The organism is Streptomyces sp. NPDC056948 (assembly GCF_042674225.1).
GTDB lineage: Bacteria > Actinomycetota > Actinomycetes > Streptomycetales > Streptomycetaceae > Streptomyces > Streptomyces purpurascens.
In genome coordinates this window covers 21,515-45,846 of the sequence record NZ_JBHUQX010000014.1, presented here as the reverse complement: position 1 = coordinate 45,846, position 24,332 = coordinate 21,515, and the positions used below count along the sequence as shown (strand labels likewise).

General features: G+C 70.6%; 20 protein-coding genes and 1 tRNA gene. 11 read left to right on the top strand and 10 right to left on the bottom strand.

What is annotated here, in order from left to right:
* The first annotated feature begins 43 nt into the window (after positions 1 to 43).
* The 7 genes from ACFTZL_RS03575 (at position 44) to ACFTZL_RS03545 (ending at position 8,095) form a co-directional block, all read left to right on the top strand.
* Entirely contained in the window at positions 44 to 697 is a 654-nt protein-coding gene (locus ACFTZL_RS03575; RefSeq protein ID WP_382577742.1) for an SCO family protein, read from the top strand.
* Positions 694 to 1,167, top strand: a complete 474-nt coding sequence (locus ACFTZL_RS03570) for a copper chaperone PCu(A)C (protein WP_382577739.1) — start codon at positions 694 to 696, stop codon at positions 1,165 to 1,167. Before ACFTZL_RS03575 ends, ACFTZL_RS03570 begins: the two co-directional genes overlap by 4 nt.
* Before the next feature lie 13 nt (positions 1,168 to 1,180).
* Positions 1,181 to 3,175: a copper resistance protein CopC gene (locus ACFTZL_RS03565; protein WP_382577737.1), complete on the top strand. Its 1,995-nt coding sequence runs from the start codon at positions 1,181 to 1,183 to the stop codon at positions 3,173 to 3,175.
* Between the two features lie 6 nt (positions 3,176 to 3,181).
* Positions 3,182 to 4,471, top strand: coding sequence for an iron uptake transporter deferrochelatase/peroxidase subunit (gene efeB / locus ACFTZL_RS03560; RefSeq protein ID WP_382577734.1), 1,290 nt, complete (start codon positions 3,182 to 3,184; stop codon positions 4,469 to 4,471).
* 62 nt (positions 4,472 to 4,533) lie between these two features.
* A complete protein-coding gene (gene pheA / locus ACFTZL_RS03555; protein WP_382577731.1) occupies positions 4,534 to 5,466 on the top strand; it encodes a prephenate dehydratase in 933 nt (310 codons plus the stop codon).
* 551 nt (positions 5,467 to 6,017) lie between these two features.
* Positions 6,018 to 7,295, top strand: a complete 1,278-nt coding sequence (gene serS, locus ACFTZL_RS03550; RefSeq protein WP_382577729.1) for a serine--tRNA ligase — start codon at positions 6,018 to 6,020, stop codon at positions 7,293 to 7,295.
* Positions 7,292 to 8,095: an HAD family hydrolase gene (locus ACFTZL_RS03545; RefSeq protein WP_382577726.1), complete on the top strand. Its 804-nt coding sequence runs from the start codon at positions 7,292 to 7,294 to the stop codon at positions 8,093 to 8,095. Before serS ends, ACFTZL_RS03545 begins: the two co-directional genes overlap by 4 nt.
* Positions 8,096 to 8,131: 36 nt before the next feature.
* Here ACFTZL_RS03545 and ACFTZL_RS03540 read toward each other — a convergent pair.
* The 6 genes from ACFTZL_RS03540 to ACFTZL_RS03515 form a co-directional block, all read right to left on the bottom strand.
* Positions 8,132 to 8,238, bottom strand: a tRNA-OTHER gene (locus ACFTZL_RS03540).
* A gap of 269 nt (positions 8,239 to 8,507) precedes the next feature.
* Positions 8,508 to 8,792: a hypothetical protein gene (locus ACFTZL_RS03535; RefSeq protein ID WP_382577724.1), complete on the bottom strand. Its 285-nt coding sequence runs from the start codon at positions 8,790 to 8,792 to the stop codon at positions 8,508 to 8,510.
* Positions 8,793 to 8,894: 102 nt separating this feature from the next.
* Entirely contained in the window at positions 8,895 to 9,614 is a 720-nt protein-coding gene (locus tag ACFTZL_RS03530) for an ABC transporter permease subunit (protein ID WP_382577722.1), read from the bottom strand.
* A gap of 9 nt (positions 9,615 to 9,623) precedes the next feature.
* Positions 9,624 to 10,535, bottom strand: coding sequence for an ABC transporter ATP-binding protein (locus ACFTZL_RS03525; RefSeq protein WP_382577719.1), 912 nt, complete (start codon positions 10,533 to 10,535; stop codon positions 9,624 to 9,626).
* On the bottom strand, positions 10,532 to 11,449 hold the full coding sequence (locus tag ACFTZL_RS03520) for an ABC transporter permease (protein ID WP_382577716.1): 918 nt from the start codon (positions 11,447 to 11,449) through the stop codon (positions 10,532 to 10,534). Before ACFTZL_RS03520 ends, ACFTZL_RS03525 begins: the two co-directional genes overlap by 4 nt.
* The gene (locus ACFTZL_RS03515) at positions 11,439 to 12,407 is read right to left on the bottom strand and encodes an ABC transporter ATP-binding protein (RefSeq protein ID WP_359891548.1); all 969 of its coding nucleotides are present in this window, start codon (positions 12,405 to 12,407) and stop codon (positions 11,439 to 11,441) included. Before ACFTZL_RS03515 ends, ACFTZL_RS03520 begins: the two co-directional genes overlap by 11 nt.
* A 181-nt stretch (positions 12,408 to 12,588) precedes the next feature.
* On the opposite strand from ACFTZL_RS03515, the gene ACFTZL_RS03510 reads away from it, so the two are divergent.
* The 4 genes from ACFTZL_RS03510 to ACFTZL_RS03495 all read left to right on the top strand — a co-directional run bounded on the left by ACFTZL_RS03510 (position 12,589) and on the right by ACFTZL_RS03495 (position 17,007).
* Positions 12,589 to 14,346 carry an SDR family oxidoreductase gene (locus ACFTZL_RS03510; protein ID WP_382577713.1) on the top strand — a complete coding sequence of 586 codons (1,758 nt, stop codon included), beginning with the start codon at positions 12,589 to 12,591 and terminating at the stop codon, positions 14,344 to 14,346.
* Positions 14,347 to 14,498: 152 nt separating this feature from the next.
* Entirely contained in the window at positions 14,499 to 15,047 is a 549-nt protein-coding gene (locus ACFTZL_RS03505; protein WP_382577711.1) for an RNA 2'-phosphotransferase, read from the top strand.
* A gap of 81 nt (positions 15,048 to 15,128) precedes the next feature.
* The gene (locus tag ACFTZL_RS03500; protein WP_382577709.1) at positions 15,129 to 16,031 is read left to right on the top strand and encodes an LLM class flavin-dependent oxidoreductase; all 903 of its coding nucleotides are present in this window, start codon (positions 15,129 to 15,131) and stop codon (positions 16,029 to 16,031) included.
* Positions 16,032 to 16,119: 88 nt separating this feature from the next.
* Complete coding sequence (locus ACFTZL_RS03495) at positions 16,120 to 17,007, top strand: Cof-type HAD-IIB family hydrolase (RefSeq protein WP_382577745.1); 888 nt, start codon at positions 16,120 to 16,122, stop codon at positions 17,005 to 17,007.
* 58 nt (positions 17,008 to 17,065) lie between these two features.
* Here ACFTZL_RS03495 and ACFTZL_RS03490 read toward each other — a convergent pair whose 3' ends face one another.
* The 4 genes from ACFTZL_RS03490 to ACFTZL_RS03475 form a co-directional block, all read right to left on the bottom strand.
* The gene (locus tag ACFTZL_RS03490) at positions 17,066 to 18,118 is read right to left on the bottom strand and encodes a peptidoglycan DD-metalloendopeptidase family protein (protein ID WP_382577706.1); all 1,053 of its coding nucleotides are present in this window, start codon (positions 18,116 to 18,118) and stop codon (positions 17,066 to 17,068) included.
* A gap of 115 nt (positions 18,119 to 18,233) precedes the next feature.
* Entirely contained in the window at positions 18,234 to 21,722 is a 3,489-nt protein-coding gene (gene cydD / locus ACFTZL_RS03485) for a thiol reductant ABC exporter subunit CydD (protein WP_382577703.1), read from the bottom strand.
* A 12-nt stretch (positions 21,723 to 21,734) separates the two neighbouring features.
* On the bottom strand, positions 21,735 to 22,739 hold the full coding sequence (gene cydB / locus ACFTZL_RS03480) for a cytochrome d ubiquinol oxidase subunit II (protein WP_382577700.1): 1,005 nt from the start codon (positions 22,737 to 22,739) through the stop codon (positions 21,735 to 21,737).
* 20 nt (positions 22,740 to 22,759) lie between these two features.
* Complete coding sequence (locus tag ACFTZL_RS03475) at positions 22,760 to 24,268, bottom strand: cytochrome ubiquinol oxidase subunit I (RefSeq protein WP_382577698.1); 1,509 nt, start codon at positions 24,266 to 24,268, stop codon at positions 22,760 to 22,762.
* Positions 24,269 to 24,332: the final 64 nt, after the last annotated feature.

Genomic DNA, 24,332 nt, shown 5'->3' with positions numbered 1-24,332 from the left:
ACCCCGGTGCGCGCCGGGTCACCGACATCTGGGATTCCTTTCTATGCGCACCAAGACCTTCGCCGCGGCCGCTCTGCTCGCCGCCGCCTCTCTGACCCTGACCGCCTGCGGCAGCGGCGGCGACAGCGACAAGCCCGTCGCCGTGGTGTCGGAGGAGGCCGGCACCGAGAAGGCCGCCACCGTCCTCGACAAGCCGTTCGAGAAGCCGGACCTGGTCCTCACCGACACGCAGGGCAAGAAGTACGACCTCCGCAAGGAGACCGAGGGCAAGCCCACGCTGGTCTACTTCGGCTACACCCACTGCCCCGACGTGTGCCCGTCGACCATGAGCAACATCGCCGTGGCCAAGAAGCAGTTGCCCAAGGCCGAGCAGGACGATCTGCGCGTGGTGTTCGTCACCACCGACCCGGACCGCGACAACCCGGCCGAGCTCGGCAAGTGGCTCAAGGGCATCGACCCCCGGTTCATCGGCCTCACCGGCGACTTCGCGACCATTCAGGCCGGCGCCCGCACCCTCGGCATCTCCATCGACGCGCCGAGGAAGGACAAGAACGGCAAGGTCATCTCCGAGCACGGCACCCAGGTCATCGCGTTCTCGCCGAAGACCGACGGCGGCTATGTGCTCTACGGCGAGGACGCCACCGTCGACGACTACACCAAGGACCTCCCCGAGATCGTCAAGGGAGCGAACCCGTGAGGCGTCGACTCGGCCCGGCGGCCGTCGTCCTGGCCGGGGCGCTGGCCCTGGCGGGCTGCGGCGGCTCGGACTCCGGCAGTGGCTCCGCGGACGGGAAGGCGGAACTCTCCGTCGGCGCCGCGTACATGCCGCAGCCGGTCTCCGACGAGATGGCGGCCGGCTTCTTCACCGTCACCAACAAGGGCGGTGCCCCCGACGAGCTGACCTCGGTCACGAGCGATGTCGCCGGTCAGGTCACCGTGCACGAGACCGCCGGCGGAGCCATGCAGGAGGTCAAGGGCCTGAAGGTCCCCGCCCACGGTGAACTGGTGCTGAAGAGCGGCGGCGACCACCTGATGTTCGAGCAGTTGAAGCGCAAGCCGACGGAAGGCCAGACGGTCTCCGTCGAGCTGCGCTTCGCCCACTCCGGACCCGTCAAGGTCGAGATGCCCGTGAAGTCGGCGACATACAACCCGAAGACCGGACACTGAGGGAGGGACCCCTGTGACGCAGACCATCGCCCCCCGCGTCCGGACCCTGGTGCTGCTGCTCCTGGGCGCGGCCTGCGCACTCCTCGCCGGAGCGGGTCCGGCCTCCGCGCACGCCGCGGTGACCGGCAGCGATCCCGGGCAGGGGGCGGTGGTCCAAGAGGCCCCGGCCCGGATCTCGCTCACCTTCTCCGAGCAGGTCGCGCTGTCCGACGACTCGCTGCGCGTGCTCGACCCCGACGGCAAGCGCGTCGACACGGCCGAGCCGTCCAACGTGAGCGGGACGACGTATGCCGTGCCGCTGAAGCCGGGCCTGCCCGACGGCACGTACACGGTGGCCTACCAGGTCGTCTCCGCGGACAGCCATCCCGTCGCCGGCGCCTACACCTTCTCCATCGGGGCCCCCTCCAAGACATCCGCGACGGTCTCCCAGCAGGCGACCGACGACGGGGTCGTCGGGTGGCTGTACGGCTTCGGGCGGTATATGTCGTACGCCGGGTTCATCGTGATGGCCGGCGGCGCCGCCTTCGTCCTCGCCTGCTGGCGACGCGGCTCCGGGGTACGGCCGGTGCAGCGGTTCGTCGTCTCCGGGTGGCTCGCGCTCACCGGCGCGACCCTCGCCCTGCTCCTTCTGCGCGGCGCCTACACCGGCTCCGGGAAGGTCTCCGACATCTTCGACCTGTCCCTGCTCGGACAGGTGCTCGAGACCAAGACCGGCGCGGCCCTGGTGTCCCGGCTGCTGCTGCTCGCCGCGGCGGCACTGTTCATCTCCGTGCTGTTCGGGGCGTACGACAAGCGTGAGGACGCCCAGGAAAAGCGTGACCTGACCTTCGGTCTCGCCGTCGGCGGCGTCGTCGTGGCGGCCGGGCTCGCCGCGAGCTGGGCGATGTCGGAGCACGCCTCGGTCGGGCTCCAGGCGGGCATCTCCATGCCGGTCGACGTCGTCCACCTGCTGGCGGTCGCCGCGTGGCTCGGAGGACTGGGCGCGCTCCTGGTCGCCCTGTACCGGGCACCCGCCGACGCGCCCGTCGACGCGACGGCCGTACACCGCTTCTCCCGTCTCGCCTTCGGCAGCGTGCTCGCGCTGATCGCGACCGGGACGTACCAGTCCTGGCGCCAGCTCGGCTCCTGGTCGGCCTTCACCGACACCCGGTACGGGCAGCTCCTCCTGGCCAAGATCGCCCTCGTGGTCGTCCTGGTCGGCGTCGCGTGGATCTCACGGCGCTGGACGGGGCGGCTGGTGGAGGCCGTGCCGGCATCGGCGGAGCGGGAAATGGCGCGAGTCGGTGCGGGGGCCGAGGCCTCCGGCGACACGGAAGCCGACGCCTCCGCCGATGCCCGGACCAGCACGGACACCGACAACGACACCGACGCCGACACCGACACCGACACCGACGCGCAGCCTGATTCCGAGCCCGCCGACGCCGAGCGCGCCGCGCAGCTCGCCCGGCAGCGGGCCGCTCGGGACACCGCCCGGCAGAAGCAGCTGCGGGACGCCGATCCGAACCGCTTCGGACTGCGCCGCTCCGTGCTGGCCGAGGCCGGCATCGCGGTCGTCCTGCTCGCCGTCACCACCGTGCTGACGCAGACCGAGCCGGGCCGTACGGAGCAGGAGGCCAAGGCGGCCGCCTCGTCCTCCGCATCCGCCTCCGCCGACGCCGGAGCATCCGGGGCGCTGACCCTGAACATGCCGTTCGACACCGGCGGCGAGGACGGCAAGGGCATCGTCACGATCGACCTCGACCCCGCGCGCGTGGGCGACAACGAGATGCACGTCTACGTGGAGCGGCCCAACGGCCGGGCCTTCGACATCCCCGAGGTGAAGGTCGACTTCACCCTGAAAGCCAAGGACATCGGGCCCCTGCCCGTCGTCCCCGACCACATCGCTACCGGACACTGGTCGGCGAACGGAGTGCAGATCCCCATGGCGGGCGACTGGCAGGTCGACGTGACCGTGCGGACCTCCGACATCGACGAGGTGACCGTTTCCAAGAACGCGCAGATCGGCTGAACGACCATGGTTGACCAGTCCATTCCGGAGGCCCGTACTCCCGGCACCGCCCCGGGGGAGACCGACGCGCCCTCCCCCGGGGAGGGCATCTCACGGCGCCGGATGCTCGGCACCGCCGGTGCCACCGGGCTCGTGCTCGGTACGGCGGGCGCGGCCGGGGGCTATGCCGCCGCGCCCTCCGAGGCCGCCACGCCGCTCACCTCTCTCGGCACCGACCGGGCGATGTTTCACGGGAAACATCAGCCCGGCATCACCGACGCCCTCCAGGCCCGCGGCCACGTCGTCGCCTTCGACCTGGCGGCGGGCGCCGGCCGCAAGGAGGCCGCCGCCCTGCTGCGCCGCTGGTCGGAGACGGCCCGGCGGCTGATGGCGGGCGAGCCGAGCGGGCACGACGACACTGACGTGGCCCGGGACGCGGGGCCCTCGTCACTGACGATCACCTTCGGCTTCGGCCACAGCTGCTTCGCCAGGACGGGCCTGGAGAAGCAGCGCCCGGCCTCCCTCGACCCACTGCCCGAGTTCTCCTCCGACCACCTCGACAAGAACCGCAGCAACGGCGACCTCTGGGTGCAGATCGGATCCAACGACTCCCTGGTCGCCTTCCACGCCCTGCGCGCCATCCAGAAGGACACCGGCTCGGCGGCCCGGGTCCGCTGGCAGATGAACGGCTTCAACCGCTCGCCGGGCGCCACCGCCCACCCCATGACGGCCCGCAACCTGATGGGCCAGATCGACGGCACCCGCAATCCGAAGCCGGCCGAGTCCGACTTCGGCCAGCGGATCTTCGTGCCGGAGAAGGGCGAACCGGCCTGGATGGCGAACGGCTCCTACGCCGTCGTACGCCGTATCCGCATGCTCCTCGACGACTGGGAGAAGCTCTCCGGCAAGGCGCAGGAGGACGTGATCGGGCGCCGCAAGTCCGACGGGGCGGCACTGTCCGGGGGCACCGAGACGACCGCGATGGACCTGGAGAAGACGGACGCCAAGGGCAACCTGGTCGTCCCGATCAACGCCCACGCCCGGATCACCCGGCCCGACCAGAACGGCGGCGCGGCGATGCTCCGACGGCCGTTCTCCTTCCACGACGGCATCGACACCGACGGGGTGCCCGACGCCGGGCTGCTCTTCATCTGCTGGCAGGCCGATCCGCTGCGCGGCTTCGTGCCCGTCCAGCGCAAGCTCGACCGCGGCGACGCCCTGTCGCAGTTCATCCGGCACGAGTCGAGCGGGCTGTTCGCGGTGCCGGGCGGGGCCGCGGAGGGCGAGTACGTGGGGCAGAAGTTGCTGGAGGGGTGAGAGTTCGTCTCTGCGTGGGCTTGTGGGGGATGTCGATTCCGCGGGCCCATTAGGGTGAGGTCATGCCAGCGAGCTATGCGTATCTCGGCCCTGAGGGCACCTTCACCGAAGTCGCCCTGCGCACGCTTCCCGAGGCCGCCACCCGGGAACTCACCCCGTACGTTTCCGTCCAGTCCGCGCTCGACGCGGTACGAACCGGCGAGGCCGAGGCCGCGTTCGTGCCGATCGAGAACTCCGTCGAGGGCGGCATCACCACCACCCTCGACGAGCTGGTCGCCGGCGCCCCGCTGATGATCTACCGCGAGGTGCTGCTGTCGATCACCTTCGCGCTGCTCGTCCGCCCGGGCACCGAGCTGTCGGACATCAAGACGGTCTCCGCCCACCCGGCCGCCCAGCCGCAGGTGCGCAACTGGCTGAAGAAGAACCTGCCGGACGCGCACTGGGAGTCGGCCGCCTCGAACGCGGACGCCGCCCGGCTGGTCCAGGAGGGCCAGTACGACGCCGCCTTCGCCGGAGAGTTCGCCGCCGCCCGCTACGGCCTCGAGGCCCTGGAGACCGGGATCCACGACGCGGAGAACGCCCAGACGCGGTTCGTGCTGGTCGGCCGGCCCGCCCGGCCCGCGGCACCGACCGGCGCGGACAAGACGTCGGTCGTGCTGTGGCAGCGCGACGACCACCCCGGTGGTCTGCGCGACCTGCTGGGAGAGTTCGCCACGCGTGGCATCAACCTGATGCTGCTCCAGTCCCGGCCCACGGGTGCGGGCATCGGCAACTACTGCTTCTGCATCGATGCCGAGGGCCATATCTCCGACCGCCGGATGGCCGACGCCCTGAAAGGCCTGAAGCGGATCTGCCTCCAGGTGCGCTACCTCGGCTCCTATCCGCGCGCTGACATCCGGCCCGGGGATGTCCAGCCGCCGCGGCTGGGGACGTCGGACGACGAGTTCGTGGAGGCGGCGGACTGGGTGGCGCGGTGCCAGGACGGCCGGTTCTAGGCAGCTTCCAGACCTCTTCCAGACCGGTTCCAGGCTGTCGTACCTGCTGATTGTCGTTATCCACAGAAGTTATCCACAGGTTGGCTTCTCGACCTGGGGACAAGTCGACAACGAAGCGTGAGTCAGTCGACAAATCGCCCTACAGGCCCCTGATGCGTCCATCGACGGGCAGGTCGCCCTTCGTCCACCGTTTTCCTTTGTGTAACTCTTCGGGGTGACCTGATTCCACTCGAAAGTGAGGATAGAGCGGGTTTGCACCGGGAATTCTCAGGGGTGAGAGGGCCTTCCGGAGTGATCAATTCCGAAGTCCACAGATCTTCCACACAGCCTGTGGATAACTCTTCGACGGGTGTGGACCCCTGTGGACAACCGGAGCCCAAGTCCCGTCTCTCGCAAGGGATTCGAGTCAATGCGGCGCCGCAGGGATGCCTCGTTCCGGGGAGAGACGGGCTGTTTATTGACACTCCGCGCAATTCCCCCATAACGGTACGTAATGTGCAGCCGGAATAGTGAGTCGTGGGAGGTCATCGCGCACCGGTAGCCTTGGGCGCGTGATTGACCTTCGCCTGCTCCGTGAGGACCCCGACCGTGTGCGCGCGTCCCAGCGCGCCCGTGGAGAGGACGTCGCGCTCGTCGACGCCCTCCTGTCTGCCGACGAGCGGCGCAGGTCGTCCGGCGTCCGCTTCGACGAGCTGCGCGCCGAGCAGAAGGCGCTCGGCAAGCTCATCCCCAAGGCGGCCGGAGACGAGAAGGCCGAGCTGCTGAAGAAGGCGGGCCAGCTCTCCGCCGACGTCAAGGCGGCCGACGCGGACCGCGACGCGGCCGACACCGAGACCCAGGAGCTGCTCCAGAGGCTCGGCAACCTCGTCCACCCGGACGTGCCGGTGGGCGGCGAGGAGGACTTCGTCACGCTGGAGACGCACGGCACGATCCGCGACTTCGGCGCCGAGGGCTTCGAGCCCAAGGACCACCTGGAGCTCGGCCAGATCCTCGGCGCGATCGACGTCGAGCGCGGCGCCAAGGTCTCCGGCTCGCGCTTCTACTTCCTGACGGGCGTGGGCGCGCTCCTGGAGCTCGCCCTGGTGAACGCGGCGATGGCCCAGGCCACCGCGGCCGGCTTCACCCCGATGCTCACCCCGGCCCTGGTCCGCCCCCAGTCCATGGCGGGCACGGGCTTCCTCGGCCAGGCCGCCCAGGACGTCTACCACCTCGCCGACGACGACCTCTACCTGGTCGGCACGTCCGAGGTGGCGCTGGCCGCGTACCACATGGACGAGATCCTCGACGCCGACCGCCTCCCCCTGCGTTACGCGGGCTTCTCGCCCTGCTTCCGCCGCGAGGCCGGTTCGCACGGCAAGGACACCCGGGGCATCTTCCGCGTGCACCAGTTCGACAAGGTCGAGATGTTCTCCTACGTCGCTCCGGAGGACTCGCAGGCCGAGCACCAGCGGCTGCTGGAGTGGGAGAAGCAGTGGCTGACCTCCCTGGAGCTGCCGTACCGCGTCATCGACGTGGCCAGCGCCGACCTCGGCTCCTCGGCCGCCCGCAAGTTCGACTGCGAGGCGTGGATCCCGACCCAGGGCAAGTACCGCGAGCTGACCTCGACCTCGGACTGCACCGAGTTCCAGTCCCGTCGGCTGTCGATCCGCGTCCGTGACGGCAAGCAGGTCAAGCCGCTGGCCACGCTCAACGGCACCCTGTGCGCCGTACCGCGCACGATCGTGGCGATCCTGGAGAACCACCAGCAGGCCGACGGCTCGGTGCGCGTGCCCGAGGTGCTGCGTCCGTACCTGGGCGGCCGGGAGGTCCTGGAGCCGGTGTCCAAGTGACCACCGGTTTCCCGTACAAGCTGATCGCCACCGACCTCGACGGGACGCTGCTGCGCTCCGACGAGTCGGTATCTGAGCGCACCCGTGACGCGCTCGCCGCGGCCACCGCGGCGGGTGCCGCGCACATCGTCGTCACCGGCCGCGCGACCCCGTGGACCCGGCACATCCTCGACGACCTCGGCTACGAGGGGCTGGCCGTCTGCGGCCAGGGCGCGCAGGTGTACGACGCCGGCGCCCGCCGTCTGCTGACGTCGGTGACGCTGGACCGGCAGCTCGCCGGGGTGGCGCTGGCCAAGATCGAGGCGGAGGTCGGCCCGCTGTACCTGGCCGCGAGCCGCGACGGTCTGGACGGAGAGGTCCTGGTGGGCCCCGGCTATGCGGTCCAGGGCACCCTCCCCGCGACCCCCTTCACGGACGCGTCGGACCTGTGGACCGCGCCCCTGAACAAGATGTACATCCAGCACCCGACGCTGTCGGACGACGAGCTGTGCGAGGTGGCCACGCGTGCCGCCGGCGGTTTCGTCACCGTCGTCATGGCGGGCAAGGGCATCGTCGAACTCCTGCCCCTGGGCCTGTCCAAGGCGACCGGCCTGTCCCTGGCGGCCCGTCGGCTCAAGGTGAAGGCGGCCGACACGATCGCCTTCGGCGACATGCCCAACGACATACCGATGTTCGCCTGGTCCTCCTACGGTGTCGCCATGGCGGACGCCCACGAGGAGCTGAAGGCGGTGGCCGACGAGGTGACGTCCTCGAACGAGGAGGACGGCATCGCGGTGGTGCTGGAGCGGTTGCTGGGCTGAACCTTCGGGTTCTGTGCGTTCGGGTGTTGCGCGCGGCGGAGGATGCACGGATCGAACGTGCGCGGGCTTTTGAAAGCCCGACCACGACTCGCTTCTGATCAAACTCAGAGCAAACCGGTGCCTTACCACTCGGCCAATCCTCCGGGTGGGCGGCCCACGCGATATGCGATTCGCGTGCTCGAAGCGGCCGCCCCGGGCAGCTCCCCGTATGGGGCGAGCTCTACGGAGTCAGGTAGCGACTACTCCGGAGCCCGCCGCGGGCTGCCCTGAAGGGAGCTGGACGTACTGCCGTGCATGGACATCGTCCCGCTCCTCTCCCAGAACTCGGCGCCGGACTTCGTCGCCCGGCGGGGTGAACACAACCACTCTGCCCGCCGGGCGAATTGGACGCCACTGATTAAATCGCCCGGCGTCAGCGCCTGCGCCACCTGCGCCGCCGGACCTTGCTGAAGAACCAGCCCGCGGGTGGCTCGTCGGAGCGCCAGGGCTGCGGCTCCGGCTTCTCACGGCGCCAGCGCTCGGCGAGCATCCGGGCCCGGGCGGACGGCTCGGAGGTCTCGGCGGAGCGTATGAAGTCGTCATCCAGAACGAGGTCGTCCCAAGCATCGTCTCCGGACCCGGACCCGGACCCTGACCTGGCCCCGGGCTCGGACCCGGCCTGACCGCCGTCCTCGTACTGCGCCCTCTCGCCCGCCATCCCCGTCTCCTCCCGGCCGTCCAACTCCCGTGTGGTTCAACTGCATCCCGTTTGCCCAGTGTGCCCTGACAGGGGTGAAGCCCCCGTCAAGGCACGGGCCCGTCACTCCTCGCCGGCGAGCGTCAGCGTGCGCAGCTTCTGACCGGCGTACCAGGTGGCCAGGACCGTGACGGCCACCAGCAGCACCGTCGCCGTGGTCAGGCCGACGTCCGAGGTCACCAGGTCACCGCCGGACACCTTCTGAGCCACGGCCAGCGACCACTGCTGGACGCTGAGCGTGCGGGCGCCCGGCACCAGGGAGCCGAACAGGGCCTCCCAGACCAGCGCGTAGACGAGACCGAACACCACCGCGTGCCGGGAGACGGTGCCGAGCAGCAGGAACAGGGCCGCGTACGCGATGGACGCGACCAGCGCCGCCACCGTGTAGGCCACGGCGATCTGCTGGCCGTTGCCGTTCAGGATGAAACCGGCGATGAGCGTCGGCACCGCGGAGAACACCATCGTCACGGCGACGGCGACGATCAGTTTGGTGAAGATGATGGTCGGCCGTTTGATCGGCTTGGACAGCAGGTACACCACCGAGCCGTCGTCGATCTCCGGCCCGATCGCGCCGGTTCCGGCGATGACGCCGATGAGCGGCACCATCGTGGCGAGGGCGAGCCCGCCCAGCAGGTCCGAGGCGGTCTGGTCGTCCGCCCCGGTGAGACCGCGCACCGCCACGGCGATGACGATCAACAGCAGGGGCAGGGCACCGAGGATGAGGGCGCGGCGCCGGCCGAGCAGGGCCCGGTAGGTGAGCCGGGCGACTGTGGGGTCATACATCAGGGCCTCCTACGCCGCGACCAGGTACGAGAAGACGGACTCGAGGGACTCGTCGGACGGCGAGACCGTGAGCAGGCGGATGCCGTGCTCGCGTGCCACACGCGGCAGCAGGGCCGTGAAGCGGCCGAAGTCGACGGCCTGGATGCGCAGCGCGCCCTCGGCGTGGTCGACCTCGATCCCGGACGTCGACGGGTCGGCGATCAGCGCGGCCGCGAGGGCGCGGTCGTCGCTGGAACGCACCAGGTAGCGGTGCGGCCGGTCGGTCATCAGGCGCCGGATCTTGCGGAAGTCACCGCTGGCGGCGTGCCGGCCGGCGACGACGACCTCGATGTGCCAGGCGAGTTGCTCGACCTCTTCGAGGATGTGGGACGAGAACAGCACCGTGCGGCCCTCGTCGCCCATGCGGCGCAGCAGGTCCATGAGCTGCATGCGCTGGCGCGGGTCCATGCCGTTGAAGGGTTCGTCCAGCAGGAGCAGGGACGGGTCGTGGACCAGGGCGGAGGCCATCTTCACGCGCTGGCGCATGCCCTTGGAGTACGTCTGGATCTTGCGGTCCTGCGCGTACTCCATCTCGACCGTGGCCAGCGCCCTCTGGGCCGCCTTGGCGCCCAGGCCGTGCAGCTCGGCGTTGGCCAGGACGAACTCCTGTCCGGTGAGGAAGTCGTACATCGCCTCGCGCTCGGGGACGACGCCGATGTGCTTGTAGATCTGCTCGTTGCGCCACACGGCCTGGCCGTCGAGGGTGACCGTGCCGGTGGAGGGGGCCAGGAAGCCGCCCATCATGTTGATGAGGGTGGACTTTCCGGCGCCGTTGGGGCCGAGGAGGCCCGTGACGCCGGGGCCGATGGTCATGGTGATGTCGTTGACGGCGACCACGTTGCCGAACCAGCGGGAGACATGGTCGATGGAGAGCGTGGTCACAGTCCCACCTTCTTGTAGCGGCGCATCATGAGGCCGTAGCTCGCCGCGATCAGGCCCAGGGCGACGAGGACGAAGACGACGCCCTCGGCATTGCTCGGGCCCACCCCGCCGGGGAAGGCGGAGGTCGCGCCCAGGAACGCGGACTGCACACCGTCGACGAGCGTGATCGGCGAGAACAGCCCGATCAACGGCACGGCGTCGCTGCTGCCCTGGACATCGGCGATGGCCTGCAGAGTGGAGACCGCGCCGTAGGTGATGGTCAGCACGGCGATCACGGCCGCGATGCCGAAGCCGCGGCGCGGGGTGAAGGACGCGATGACCAGGCCGATACCGGCGAACAGCAGTGAGAGCAGTGCCACGGAGACGAGTCCCTGTGCGAATCCCTTGGTCTGGTCGGCGAAGTCGAGCTCGGCCAGCAGCGCGCCCACGTAGAGCACGAGCAGGGGAGCGGCCGTGAGGACGAACAGGGCCGAGGCCAGCGCCGCGAACTTGGCGCGGACGTAGTCGGCGGTCTCGATGGGCCGCGAGAAGTACAGCGGCACGGTCTTGAAGCGCAGGTCGCGCGAGACGGACTGGGGTGCCTGCGAGGCGACGTACAGGCTGATGACCGCCTGCATGACGATCGCGTAGCGCGTGTAGTCCACGGGCAGGGCGTTGGCCTTGGTGGCGACCGCGACGGCGACCATGATGGCCGCGGGCACGCACATCACCACGAACAGCAGCATCGGCAGCACCTTGGACTTCACCGAGCGGCCGAGGCCGTAGGAGCCGCGCAGGGACTGCGAGTACAGGGAGCGGCGGGCGTAGGCCCGGCCCAGGCGGGGGCCGTCGTAGCTGCGGTAGCCGATGTTGTGGATGCGGGTCTGGTCACCCGGTGCCGGGGCGGATGTCCCCGTGGAGTACTCAACCGCCATGGCCGACCGCCTCCTTCCGCTGCTCGTGCTCGTCGCTGCTCGTGAAGACCTCGGAGATGTGGTGCCGTCGCTGCTCCATGCGCACCAGGCCGAGTCCGAGGTCGGCGATCACGTCCCGGACCAGGTCGTACGTCTCCTCGCCCTGGGCCGTGAGCAGCAGGACGTGGCCGGCGCCCGGCAGGCCGCTGCCGTCCTCGACGCTCACCCCGCGCGCGTGCAGCGCGTCGCGCACCGCGCGGGTGCCGTCCGGGTGCTCGTCGGTGTCGGTGACCTCGATCGCGAGGGTCGTCGTGGTCTGGGTGAAGTCCGTGGTGGAGCTGGAGCGCAGGAGCTTGCCGCCGTCGATGACGACGACGTGGTCGCAGGTGCGCTCCAGTTCGCCCAGCAGGTGCGAGGTGACCAGGACCGAGATGCCGAAGTCGGTGTGGATCCGGCGGATCAGGCCGAGCATCTCGTCGCGGCCGACCGGGTCGAGGCCGTTGGTCGGCTCGTCCAGGAAGACCAGCTGCGGGTCGTGCACCAGGGCCTGGGCGAGCTTGACGCGCTGTTTCATGCCGGTCGAGTAGCCACCGATGGGGCGGTAGCGCTCCTCGTACAGCCCGACGTGGCGCAGCGTGTCGGCCGTGCGCTCGCGCGCCGCGGTGGGCGGCAGGCCGGACATGCGCGCCATGTGGACGACGAACTCGGTGGCCGAGACGTCCGGCGGCAGGCAGTCGTGCTCGGGCATGTAGCCGACCCGCTCCCGGATGTCGGCGCCTTTGGTGGCGACATCGAGGCCGAGCACGTCGGCGCGGCCCTCGGTGGCGGGGGACAGGCCCAGCAGGATCTTGATCAGTGTGGACTTGCCGGCTCCGTTGGCTCCGACGAGTCCGGTCACACCGGGCCCGACGTCCACGGAGAGCCGGTCAAGCGCGGTCACCCTCGGGAACCGCTTGCTCAGGCTTTCGGTCGCGATCACAGTCACCCCTCGAAGGTAGGGCCCGTGAGCGTGGCGGGCGTCACTCCGTGGAGCTGTATTCGGGTCAGCCCTGAGTATTACGGGCCCCTAGGGGAGCTGGTTCTCGAGAGTTACCACGCCGGGTGGTGGGCCGGAGCAGCGCCCTATTGACGAACTCTCTAACAACTGCCAGATTCGCCGGATGACGTTGCTCACGGGCGCGCGGGAGCGCTGGGTACGGACCGGCGAAGTCGAGCTGTGCGTGGCCGAGATGGGCGATCCTCGTCGCCCGACGGTCGTCCTCGTGCACGGCTACCCCGACAGCAAGGAAGTGTGGTCCGAGGTCGCCGCGCGGCTCGCCGGGCGGTTCCATGTGGTGGCGTACGACGTCCGCGGCCACGGCCGGTCGACGGCGCCGCGGCCGCTGCGGGGCGGGTTCACGCTGGAGAAGCTGACGGACGACTTCCTGGCCGTCGCGGACGCGGTCAGTCCGGACCGGCCCGTGCACCTGGTCGGGCACGACTGGGGCTCGGTGCAGGCCTGGGAGTTCACCACCGTCCGGCGCACCGAGGGCCGTATCGCCTCCTTCACCTCGATGTCCGGGCCGTCCCTGGACCACTTCGGCCACTGGATCAACCGGCGCGTGAAGCGGCCCACCCCGCGCCGCGTCGGCCAGCTCCTCGGGCAGGGCGCGAAGTCCTGGTACGTGTACCTGCTGCACACGCCCGTGCTGCCCGAGCTGGCCTGGCGCGGACCGCTCGGCAAGCGCTGGCCCAAGGTCCTGGAGCGGGTCGAGAAGGTGCCGCGCGACGGCTACCCGACCTCGTCCCTGCCGTCGGACGCGGCGCACGGTGCCTGGCTGTACCGGGACAACGTGCGGCCCCGGCTGCGCAGGCCGCGCCCGGACGCGCACGCCCACGCGCCCGTGCAGCTCATCACGCCCCTGGAGGACCGGTTCCTGTCGGAGCGGCTCCATGACGAGCTGGAGCAGTGGGTTCCGCGGCTGACCCGCAGGACGCTCCCGGCGGGGCACTGGATCCCGCGCACCCGTCCGGATCACCTCGCTTCGTGGATCGGGGATTTCGTGACGTCCGTCGAGGACGGCCGGTCCCCGGCGGCGGCGAGCGGGAAGCACGCCGAGCGGTTCTCCGGGCAGCTCGTGCTCATCACCGGGGCGGGCAGCGGCATCGGGCGGGCGACGGCGCTGGCGTTCGCGGAGGCGGGCGCGCGCGTGGTGGCCGTCGACCGGGACGCGGAGGCCGCGGCCCGCACCGCCGAGTCGTCCCGTCTCATGGGCGCCTCGGCGGCCTGGGCGGAGACGGCCGACGTCTCCGACGAGCAGGCCATGGAGAAGCTCGCCGAGAAGGTCACCCTCGAGTACGGCGTGGTGGACGTCCTGGTCAACAACGCCGGGATCGGACTGTCCGGGTCCTTCTTCGACACCACGCCGGAGGACTGGAAGAAGGTCCTCGACGTCAACCTGTGGGGCGTGATCCACGGCTGCCGACTCTTCGGCCGGCGGATGGCCGAGCGCGGGCAGGGCGGCCACATCGTCAACGTGGCCTCCGCGGCGGCGTACCTGCCGTCCCGGGCCCTGCCCGCCTACAGCACCTCCAAGGCGGCCGTGCTGATGCTCAGCGAGTGCCTGCGGGCCGAGCTCGCCGGGCAGGGGATCGGCGTGACGGCGGTCTGTCCGGGCATCGTCAACACGGCCATCACGTCGACGGCGCACTTCGCCGGGGTCGACGCGCAGGAGGAGGCGGGACTCCAGCGGCGCGCCGCCCGTCTGTACGGGCTGCGGAACTACCCGCCGGAGAAGGTGGCCGCCGCGATCCTGCGGGCGGTGGTGCGTGACGAGGCGGTGGTTCCGGTCACGCCCGAGGCACGGGGTGCGCGGGTGCTGTCGCGGTGGGCGCCGGGGGTGTTGCGGGGGATCGCGCGGGTGAAGCCGCCGATGTGAAAGGCTGCGCGGCGGGCCCAAGGCCCCTGTTTTGAGGGCCTGTTGTCCACAGAACCGTCAATTCCCCTGTGGATAACCATACTTGGCTGTGGATCAAACCTCGGAAGCAATACTCGATCGCGTGATTCCCGTCTCTCCCGCACCCTGGTGGGATGGACGAAAGACGCACCGTCAAGGTGTCGAAGTATCTCTCGAAGCATCTGCGCCACCAGCCGGAGCGGATCGGGCTGGCGCTGGACGAGGGCGGCTGGGTGGAGATCGACACGCTGATCACCGCGGCCGCCGCGCACGGATTCCGGTTCACCCGCGAAGAACTGGACCATGTCGTCACCACCAACGACAAGCGCCGTTTCGCTGTCGAGGGCACCCGGATCCGCGCCAGTCAGGGCCACAGTGTGGAGGTCGAGCTCGGGCTGCCGGCGGCGACCCCGCCCGCGCACCTCTACCACGGCACCGTCGCCCGCCATCTGGACGCGATCCGTGTCGAGGGGCTCAGGCCGATGAACCGGCATGACGTGCATCTCTCACCCGACCGCGAGACGGCGACCCGCGTAGGTGCCCGCCGTGGCCGGCCGATCGTACTGACGGTGGACACGGCCGCCATGCACCGCGACGGCCATGTCTTCCGCGTGAGCGCGAACGGTGTGTGGCTGACCGAGGCCGTACCGCCGCGGTATCTCGGCTTTCCCGCACCTCACTGACCTGCTGTGCACGACCGGCCGCCGGCGGTGTGTTTCACGTGAAACACGGGCGACCCGCAGGGCTCCTTTAGGCTCGTTGCCATGAGTCTGCATCTGAGTACCGTGATCCTCCCGTACCGCCGCTGGAACGAAGGCGGCCGTACGGCCTGGACGCGGGCCGAGCAGCTCGGCTTCCGCACCGCGTACACCTACGACCATTTGTCCTGGCGCAGCTTCCGGGACGGCCCGTGGTTCGGTGCCGTGCCGACCCTCACCGCCGCCGCGGCCATCACCGACCGGCTTCGGCTCGGCACGCTGGTGACCTCGCCGAACTTCCGGCACCCGGTGACCCTCGCCAAGGAGCTGATCTCCCTGGACGACATCTCCGGCGGGCGGGTCACGCTGGGCATCGGCGCGGGCGGCTCCGGCTTCGACGCCACCGCACTCGGCCAGGACCCATGGACCCCGCGCGAGCGCGCCGACCGGTTCGCCGAGTTCGTACCGCTGCTCGACCGGCTGCTCACCGAGGACACGGTGTCGTACGAGGGCGACTTCTACTCGGCTCACGAGGCCCGGAACATCCCCGGCTGTGTGCAGCGCCCCAGGCTGCCCTTCGCGGTCGCCGCGACCGGTCCGCGCGGGATGCGGCTCGCCGCTCGGTACGGCCAGGCCTGGGTGACCACCGGCGACCCCAAGCTGTACGAGAACGGCACCCCTGAACAGTCGATCCAGGCCCTGCGCGGGCAGGCCGAGAAGCTGGCCGACACCTGCGCCGAGGTCGGCCGGGACATGACGGGCCTCGACCGGGTCCTGCTCAGCGGGTTCACGCCGGACCGCACCGGCCCGCTCCAGTCGCTGGACGCCTTCGTCGACTTCGCCGGCCGGCACGCGGAGCTGGGCTTCACGGAGCTCGTGATCCACTGGCCCATCCCGGACTCGCCCTTCGCGGCGGACGAGAAGGTCTTCGAGCAGATCGCCATGGAGGCGCCGGCGCAGCTCCGCTGAGGCCCTCTGAGGGCGGATTTCTCGGGAAAGCCCAGGTGAGAGCGGCATCCACTCACCTGTGCGGAGCCCCGCACGCCCGTGCGGGCATCTGCGGGACAATGACCCGGTGACCTCAGCGACCCGACAGCCCGATACCGCGGCCGAGACCCTCCCGCCGCGGCTGATCGCCACCGACCTCGACGGCACCCTGCTGCGCGACGACAAGTCGGTGTCCCCCCGCACGGTGGCCGCGCTCGCCGCCGCCGAGGAGGCGGGCATCGAGGTCTTCTTCGTCACCGGCCGCCCGGCCCGCTGGATGGACGTCGTCAGCGACCACGTGCACGGCCACGGACTGGCGATCTGCGGCAACGGCGCCGCCGTGGTCGACCTGCACGGCGGCCCCGGCACCCACAAGTTCGTGAAGGTACGGGAGCTGGAGCGGGAGAACGCGCTGGACGCCGTACGGCTGCTGCGCGACGCGGCACCGGGCACGGTGTACGCGGTGGAGCAGACCTACGGCTTCTACCAGGAACCGGCGTACCCGAAGCTGCACATGGAGATCCCCGACTGCCTCGGCCCGGCGGAGGAACTGCTGGGCCCGGACCACCGGGCGGCCGCGGAGCCGGTGCTGAAGATCCTGGCCTACCACCCGGAGATCGACCCCGACGCCTTCCTGACCCTGGCCCGGCTCGCGATCGGCGACCGCGCCAATGTGACCCGCTCCAGCCCCAGCTCCCTGCTCGAGATCAGCGGTCCCGGGGTGTCCAAGGCCAGCACGCTCGCCCTGTGCTGCGCCGAGCGCGGCATCTCGCACGAGGAGGTCGTCGCCTTCGGTGACATGCCGAACGACGTCGAGATGCTGACCTGGGCCGGCCGGTCGTACGCGATGGGCAACGCCCACCCGGACGTGATCGCCGCGGCCTCGGGACGGACGGTCGCGAACAACGAGGACGGGGTCGCGGTCGTGATCGAGCAGTTGGTGGCCGAGCGGGTGTAGGTGTCGCCCGCTCCTTCAAGGTGTCGCCCACTTTCTCAGAAGCGGGCGAGCCGCTCCGTCAGAGCGACACCCCGCGCGCCTCCAGCCATGACACCGGGTTCACCGCCGAGCCCATCTCCGGCGTCACTCGGGTCTCGAAGTGCAGGTGCGGTCCGGTGGAGTTGCCCGTGGTGCCCGACTGGCCGATCCACTGGCCGGGACTGACGTGCTCCCCCTGGTCGACCGCGACGGAAGCGAGATGGGCGTACTGCGTGTAGTAGCCGCCCGCGTGCTTGAGCACGATCTCGATGCCGAAGGGGCCGCCGCAGGACACCCTCACCACCCGGCCCGTCCCCACGGACCGCACCGGTGTGCCGATCGGCACCGCGAAGTCCTGCCCGGTGTGCCGGCTCGACCACCGCGCCCCGCCGCTGCCGTAGGACGCGGACAGCTCGTACGTCTCCACGGGCGCGACCCACGCACTCGTGAACCCCGTCTCCGGCTGGTCGAGCCGGACGGCCCCACGGCACGCCCCGGCGGCGACCGAGGCGTCCGCCTGCCCCTGGAGCTGCGAACGGGCCTCTTCGAGCTTCTGCTCGATGCCCGCCTTCAGGCCGGCCAGTTGGACGTTCCGCTTCTCCAGCACCTGCCACTCGGCCGCGGCCTTGGCCTCGTCCGCGGTGAGCCGCGCCTCGGCCCGGCGGCTCTTGGAGATCGCGTTGTTCACGGCGAGATTCGTCTGCGAGAAGGCGTGCTGACCTCGCATCAGATCGTCGGGACTGTCGGCGAGGATCATCTGCGCGGCCACCGGCAGACCACCACTGCCCCGGTACTGCGCGCGGGCGATCCGGCCCAGGTCCTCGTTCAGGCCCGCGATGTGCCGCCGCTGAGTGTCCAGGAGAGCCTCCGCCCGCAGCGCCTTGGCCCGTTGCTCATCGGCCACCTTGCGACCGGCCTCGTACTGCTGCGTCGCCACCGCGGCGTCCTCGTACAACCGCGCCACCTCGGCGCTGATGCCCGTGTCCCCGCCGCTCCCGGGCTCCTTGTCCGCCGCCGTCGGCCGGGCCGCGAGGGCCGCCAACGCGCACAGCAGGACCGGAACCAGCAGGCGATAGCGGCGATATGAGCGCATGTCAGCGATCCTCGCCCAGCCCTGCGGGCCCGGTCCTGTTCACGTCGTACGGCTGGGGGACCGGCTGCTCCGAATGGATCAGTGCGGACCCGACCCGGTGGGGTGCTTCAGGCCGCTACCGCGCTCCCGCCAGCTCCTCCGACGCCGCCTCCCGCTCCGCCATCTCCCGCAACGGCCCGTCCACCGCCACCAGCTCCGGATACGACCCGCGCTGCACCACCCGTCCCTGATCCAGCACGAGCACCTCGTCGACCGCCTCCAGACCCGCCAGCCGGTGGGTGATGAGCAGGGTCGTACGGCCCTCGGTGGCGGCCAGCAGATCGGCGGTGAGCGCGTCGGCGGTCGGCAGGTCGAGGTGCTCGGCGGGCTCGTCGAGCACCAGGACGGGGAAGTCGGCGAGCAGCGCGCGGGCCAGCGCCAGCCGCTGCCGCTGCCCTCCGGACAGCCTCGCCCCGTGCTCGCCGACGAGCGTGTCGAGCCCGTCGGGCAGGCCGCCGGCCCAGTCCAGCAGCCGGGCCCGGCCGAGCGCGGCACGCAGCTCGTCCTCGGTGGCGTCCTTCTTGGCGAGCAGCAGGTTCTCGCGCAGCGAGCTGTCGAAGAGGTGCGCGTCCTGCGCGCACAGCCCGACGAGCTTCCGTACGTCGTCACTGTGCAGCGCGTACGCGTCCACGCCCGCCAGCGTGTAGGCACCCGCCCGCGCGTCCAGGAACCGCAGCAGCAGCTGCGCCAGCGTCGTCTTGCCGGAGCCGGACGGTCCGACCACGGCGACCCGGCGGCCCTCCTCGAGGGTCAGGTCGAGCCCGGCGAGCGCGTCCCGGTCCTGCCCCTCGTACCGCGCGGTCAGCCCCTTGACGGCGACCGGGAACGGCGACGCGGGCGCCTGCCGGGGCCGCTCCGGCTCCCCCACGGGCTCCGGGGCGTCCAGCACCTCGTACACCCGCTCGGCGCTCCGGCGCACCCGCTGCCGGTACTGCACGGCGAGCGGCAGCCCGAGCACGGCCTCGAAGGCGGCCAGCGGGGTGAGGACGACAACGGCCATGGTCACGCCGTCCAGCCGCCCGGCCGCGACCGCCTGAGCGCCGACCAGGGCGGCGGCCGTGACGGTCAGGCCGGAGATCAGAGCGGTGAGCCCGTCGCCGAGCGCCGTGGCGGTGGCGGCGCGCGAGGCGATCCGGGTGAGCGTCCCGTCGGCCTCGCGTGCCCGGGCGGTCCGCGCGGGCAGGGCACCGGCGACGGTCAGCTCCGCGGTGCCGGTGAGCAGATCGGCCACCCGCGTCGCCAGTACGCCGCGAGCGGGGGCCAGCCGGTGCTCGGCCCGCCGCGCCACGGCACCGGTGATCAGCGGCACACCCACGCCCGCCGCCAGCAGCCCGGCCGCGAGCACGGCTCCGGCCTCGGGCAGCAGCCACGCCGTGAAGCCCACGGACGCGGCCGACACGACGACGGCCGCCCCTGCCGGCAGCAGCCACCGCAGCCAGTAGTCCTGCAGCGCGTCCACGTCCGCGACGAGGCGGGAGAGCAGATCACCCCGGCGGGCCCGGCGCAGCCCGGCAGGCGCCAGCCGCTCCAGCCTGCGGAACACCGCGACCCTGGTGTCCGCCAGCATCCGCAGCACGGCGTCGTGCGAGACCAGCCGCTCGGCGTACCGGAACACGGCCCGCCCGATCCCGAAGGCCCGCGTCGCCGTCACGGCCATCATCAGATAGAGCACGGGCGGCTGCTGCGAGGCCCGCGAGATCAGCCACCCGGAGGTGGCCATGAGCCCCACGGCACTCCCGAGCGCGAGACTGCCGAGCAGCAGCGCGAGTCCCAGCCGCCCACGCCGGGCGCCGGACATGGCGCGAACGCGTGTGAGGACACCGCCCGAAGGGGATTCCCCATCGGGCTCGGTCGGATCGACCGGGGCGGCCAGCTCGCCCTCGACGGAACCCGGCTTGTGGGCCGAGGCCGGCGCGACCGGCGCAGCGGTCGTCTCGGGCTCGACCAGGCGCACCACCCGGTCCGCCACCCCCAGCAACGCCGGCCGGTGCACGACCAGCAGCACCGTCCGCCCGGCCGCCAGCCGCCGTACCGCGGCCACGACCTCGGCCTCGGTGGCCCCGTCCAGGGCGGCCGTCGGCTCGTCGAGCAGCAGCACGGGCCGGTCCGCGAGAAACGCCCGGGCCAGCGCGAGCCGCTGCCGCTGCCCGGCGGACAGCCCTGCCCCGTCCTCGCCGAGCTCGGTCTCCGCGCCCTCCGGCAGGGCGTCCACGAACTCCAGTGCCCCGGCGTCCCGCAGCGCCCGCCGTACGGCATCGTCATCCGCGTCGGGCCGTGCAAGCCGTACGTTCTCGGCGATCGTCCCGGCATACAGATGCGGCCGCTGCGGCACCCACGCGATCCGGGAGCGCCACTGCTCCAGGTCGGCATCGGCCAGGTCGACTCTCCCGGCCCGCACACGCCCCTCGGCCGGCCGCACGAAGCCCAGCAGCACACTGAGCAGCGTCGACTTTCCGGCCCCGCTCGGCCCGACGAGCGCGACCGTCTCCCCGGGCTCGACCGTGAAGGACACGTCCGCCACGGCGTCCGCCGAGCGCCCCGGGTAGCGGACCGTCACGCCCTCGAACGCCAGCGCACCCGCGGGCACGGCCTCGACCCCGGACGCCGGCACTGGCGTCTCCAGGACCTCGAAGATCTCCTCGGCCGCGGCGAGGCCCTCCGCCGCCGCGTGGTACTGCGCCCCGACCTGCCGCAACGGCAGATACGCCTCCGGGGCCAGGATCAGGATGACCAGGCCGATGTACAGGTCCATCTCGCCGTGCACCAGCCGCATGCCGATCGTCACGGCAACCAGCGCCACGGAGATCGTCGCGAGCAGCTCCAGCGCGAAGGAGGAGATGAAGGCGATCCGCAGCGTCCGCATGGTCGCCAGCCGGTACTCGCCGGTGATCCGCCGGATCGACTCGGCCTGCGCCTTGGCACGGCCGAAGACCTTCAGCGTCGGCAGCCCGGCGACGACGTCCAGGAAGTGCCCGGACAGCCGGGACAGCAGCCGCCACTGACGGTCCATCCGGGACTGGGTGGCCCAGCCGATCAGGACCATGAAGACCGGGATGAGCGGCAGCGTGCCCACGATGATGGCCGCGGAGACCCAGTCCTCGGTGACGATCCGCGCCAGCACCGCCACCGGCACGACCACCGCGAGACCCAACTGCGGCAGATACCGCGAGAAGTAGTCGTCGAGGGCGTCGACTCCCCGGGTGGCCAGGGCGACCAGCGAACCGGTCCGCTGCCCGCTCAGCCACCCGGGCCCCAACCGCACGGAACGCTCCAGCAGCCGCCCCCGCAGCTCGGACTTCACCGCAGCGCTCGCCCGGTGGGCGGCCAGCTCCGTCAGCCAGCCGACCAGCGCCCGGCCGGCCGCGACGGCGGCCAACCGCAGCAGGGGAGTGCCGAGTTCTGCCACAGCCATGCGGTGCTGGAAGGCGCCGACCACCACCTCGGCGATGAGCATCGCCTGCGCGATGACCAACCCCGCCCCGACGGCACCCAGGGCGACGACCGCCACCAGGAAGACCCGGGTGGCACGGGCGTACCGGAGCAGACGCGGATCGATTGGTTTCACGTGAAACACACCTCAGTGCGCGGTCTCGGCGATGTGCTGCGTACCGATCCGCTTGCGGAACACCCAGTACGTCCAGCCCTGGTAGAGCAGGACGATCGGGGTGGCGATCCCGGCACACCAGGTCATGATCTTCAGCGTGTACGGGCTGGACGAGGCGTTGGTGACCGTCAGGCTCCAGTCCGGGTTCAGCGTCGACGGCATGACGTTCGGGAACAGCGTCAGGAAGAGCATCGCGACCGTGGCCACGATGGTGAGCCCCGACAGGGCGAACGCCCAGCCCTCACGCCCGGCCCGTGCCGCGACCAGCGCCACGAGGAGAGACGCGACGGCCACGACCACCGCGACGAGCGACGCCCCGTCACCGCGGTCTGCCTGCGTCCACAGCAGGAAGGCGAGGGCCAGCAGGGCGGTGACCAGCCCGACGCGCAGCGCCAGCTTCCGTGCCCGCTCCCGGATCTCCCCGACGGTCTTGAGGCCGACGAACACCGTCCCGTGGAAGGTGAACAGCGCCAGCGTGACCAGACCGCCGAGCAGCGCGTACGGGTTGAGCAGATCCAGGACGCCTCCGGCGTAGTTGAAGTCCTGGTCGATCTTCACGCCCCGCACGATGTTGCCGAAGGCCACACCCCACAGGAACGCGGGGAGCAGCGAGGTCCAGAAGATCGCCGTCTCCCAGTTGCGCTGCCAGTTCTCCTCGGGCCGCTTGACGCGGTACTCGAAAGCCACACCCCGGACGATCAGGCAGACCAGGATGAGCAGCAGGGGCAGGTAGAAGCCGGAGAAGAGCGTCGCGTACCACTCGGGGAAGGCGGCGAAGGTGGCACCGCCCGCCGAGAGCAGCCAGACCTCGTTGCCGTCCCAGACGGGTCCGATGGTGTTGATCAGCACCCGCTTCTCGGGCCGGTTGCGGGCGAGCAGCTTCGTGAGCACTCCGACCCCGAAGTCGAAGCCCTCCAGGAAGAAGTAGCCGGTCCACAGGACGGCGATCAGGACGAACCAGACGTCGTGCAGTTCCATGACTGTGCAGCTCCCTCGGCCTAGTACGAGAAGGCCATCGGCTTGTCGGCGTCACGGGAGTCGCCGCCGATCTTCGTGGGCGGGTTGAGGTCGGCCTCGGTGAGCTCGGGCGGGCCCGCCTTCACGTACTTGACCAGCAGCTTGACCTCGATGACGGCGAGGATCGCGTACAGCGTGGTGAAGACGACCATCGAGGTGATGACCTCGGCCTGGGAGACACCGGGGGAGACCGCGTCACGCGTCTGGAACAGGCCGTAGACGACCCACGGCTGGCGGCCCATCTCGGTGAAGATCCAGCCCCAGGAGCTGGCGATCAGCGGGAAGCCCAGGGTGAGGATCGCCATGCGCCAGTACCACTTGGTGAGGGTCGGGCCGAGCGCCTTCTTCGGCAGGAGCACGAGATGCGGCACCTCGTCCTCGCCCACCCTCAAGTGCTGTGGCAGCAGGAACTTCTTCCGGGTCAGCCACAGTCCGGCCAGGCCGATGGCGAACGACGTCATACCGAAGCCGATCATCCAGCGGAAGCCCCAGTAGGCGACCGGGATGTTGGGCCGGTAGTCGCCGGGGCCGTACTTCTCCTGCTCGGCCTTGTTGACGTCGTTGATGCCGGGGACGTACGAGGTGAAGTCGTCCTTGGCGAGGAAGGACAGCAGGCCGGGGATCTCGATGGCGACCTTGTTGTGCCCCTTGTCGACGTCACCGACGGCGAAGATCGAGAAGGGCGCGGGCTTCTCGCCGTCCCAGAGTGCCTCGGCCGCCGCCATCTTCATCGGCTGCTGCTCGTACATGATCTTGCCGAGGACATCGCCGCTGATCGCGGTGAGCATGCCGCCGATGACGACGGTGACCAGGCCCAGCCGCAGCGAGGTCTTCATCACGGGGACGTGCCTCTTGCGGACCAGGTGGAAGGCGGCGATGCCAACCATGAAGGCGCCGCCGGTCAGGAAGGCCGCGGTGAGCGTGTGGAAGACCTGGGCGAGCGTGGTGTTCTGGGTCAGCACCAGCCAGAAGTCGGTGAGCTCGGCGCGCCCCTTCGCCTCGTTGATCCGGTAACCGACCGGGTGCTGCATCCAGGAGTTGGCCGCGAGGATGAAGTACGCCGACAGGATCGTGCCGATCGAGACCATCCAGATGCAGGCGAGGTGGATCTTCTTGGGCAGCTTGTCCCAGCCGAAGATCCACAGGCCGATGAAGGTGGACTCGAAGAAGAAGGCGATCAGCGCCTCGAAGGCGAGTGGCGCACCGAAGACGTCACCGACGAAGCGTGAGTAGTCGGACCAGTTCATGCCGAACTGGAACTCCTGCACGATGCCGGTGACCACGCCCATCGCGATGTTGATCAGGAAGAGCTTGCCCCAGAACTTCGTCGCCCGGAGGTACTTCTCCTTCTCCGTCCGCACCCAGGCGGTCTGCAGTCCGGCCGTGAGGGCGGCCAGCGAGATCGTCAGGGGGACGAACAGAAAGTGGTAGACGGTGGTGATGCCGAACTGCCATCGCGCCAGGGTCTCCGGCGCCAAAGCCAGGTCCACGTCGCCGCTCCTTACACTACGCTTGTGAAAGCGTTCACATTCACAAGCCATTATGCAGCACGGA

Coding starts and splice junctions, on each gene's coding strand:
- ACFTZL_RS03575 (WP_382577742.1), top strand. CDS start 44: ATGCGCACCAAGACCTTCGCCGCGGCCGCTCTGCTCGCCGCCGCCTCT.
- efeB (WP_382577734.1), top strand. CDS start 3,182: ATGGTTGACCAGTCCATTCCGGAGGCCCGTACTCCCGGCACCGCCCCG.
- pheA (WP_382577731.1), top strand. CDS start 4,534: ATGCCAGCGAGCTATGCGTATCTCGGCCCTGAGGGCACCTTCACCGAA.
- ACFTZL_RS03535 (WP_382577724.1), bottom strand. CDS start 8,792: ATGGCGGGCGAGAGGGCGCAGTACGAGGACGGCGGTCAGGCCGGGTCC.
- ACFTZL_RS03530 (WP_382577722.1), bottom strand. CDS start 9,614: ATGTATGACCCCACAGTCGCCCGGCTCACCTACCGGGCCCTGCTCGGC.
- ACFTZL_RS03520 (WP_382577716.1), bottom strand. CDS start 11,449: ATGGCGGTTGAGTACTCCACGGGGACATCCGCCCCGGCACCGGGTGAC.
- ACFTZL_RS03510 (WP_382577713.1), top strand. CDS start 12,589: ATGACGTTGCTCACGGGCGCGCGGGAGCGCTGGGTACGGACCGGCGAA.
- ACFTZL_RS03505 (WP_382577711.1), top strand. CDS start 14,499: ATGGACGAAAGACGCACCGTCAAGGTGTCGAAGTATCTCTCGAAGCAT.
- ACFTZL_RS03500 (WP_382577709.1), top strand. CDS start 15,129: ATGAGTCTGCATCTGAGTACCGTGATCCTCCCGTACCGCCGCTGGAAC.
- ACFTZL_RS03490 (WP_382577706.1), bottom strand. CDS start 18,118: ATGCGCTCATATCGCCGCTATCGCCTGCTGGTTCCGGTCCTGCTGTGC.
- cydB (WP_382577700.1), bottom strand. CDS start 22,739: ATGGAACTGCACGACGTCTGGTTCGTCCTGATCGCCGTCCTGTGGACC.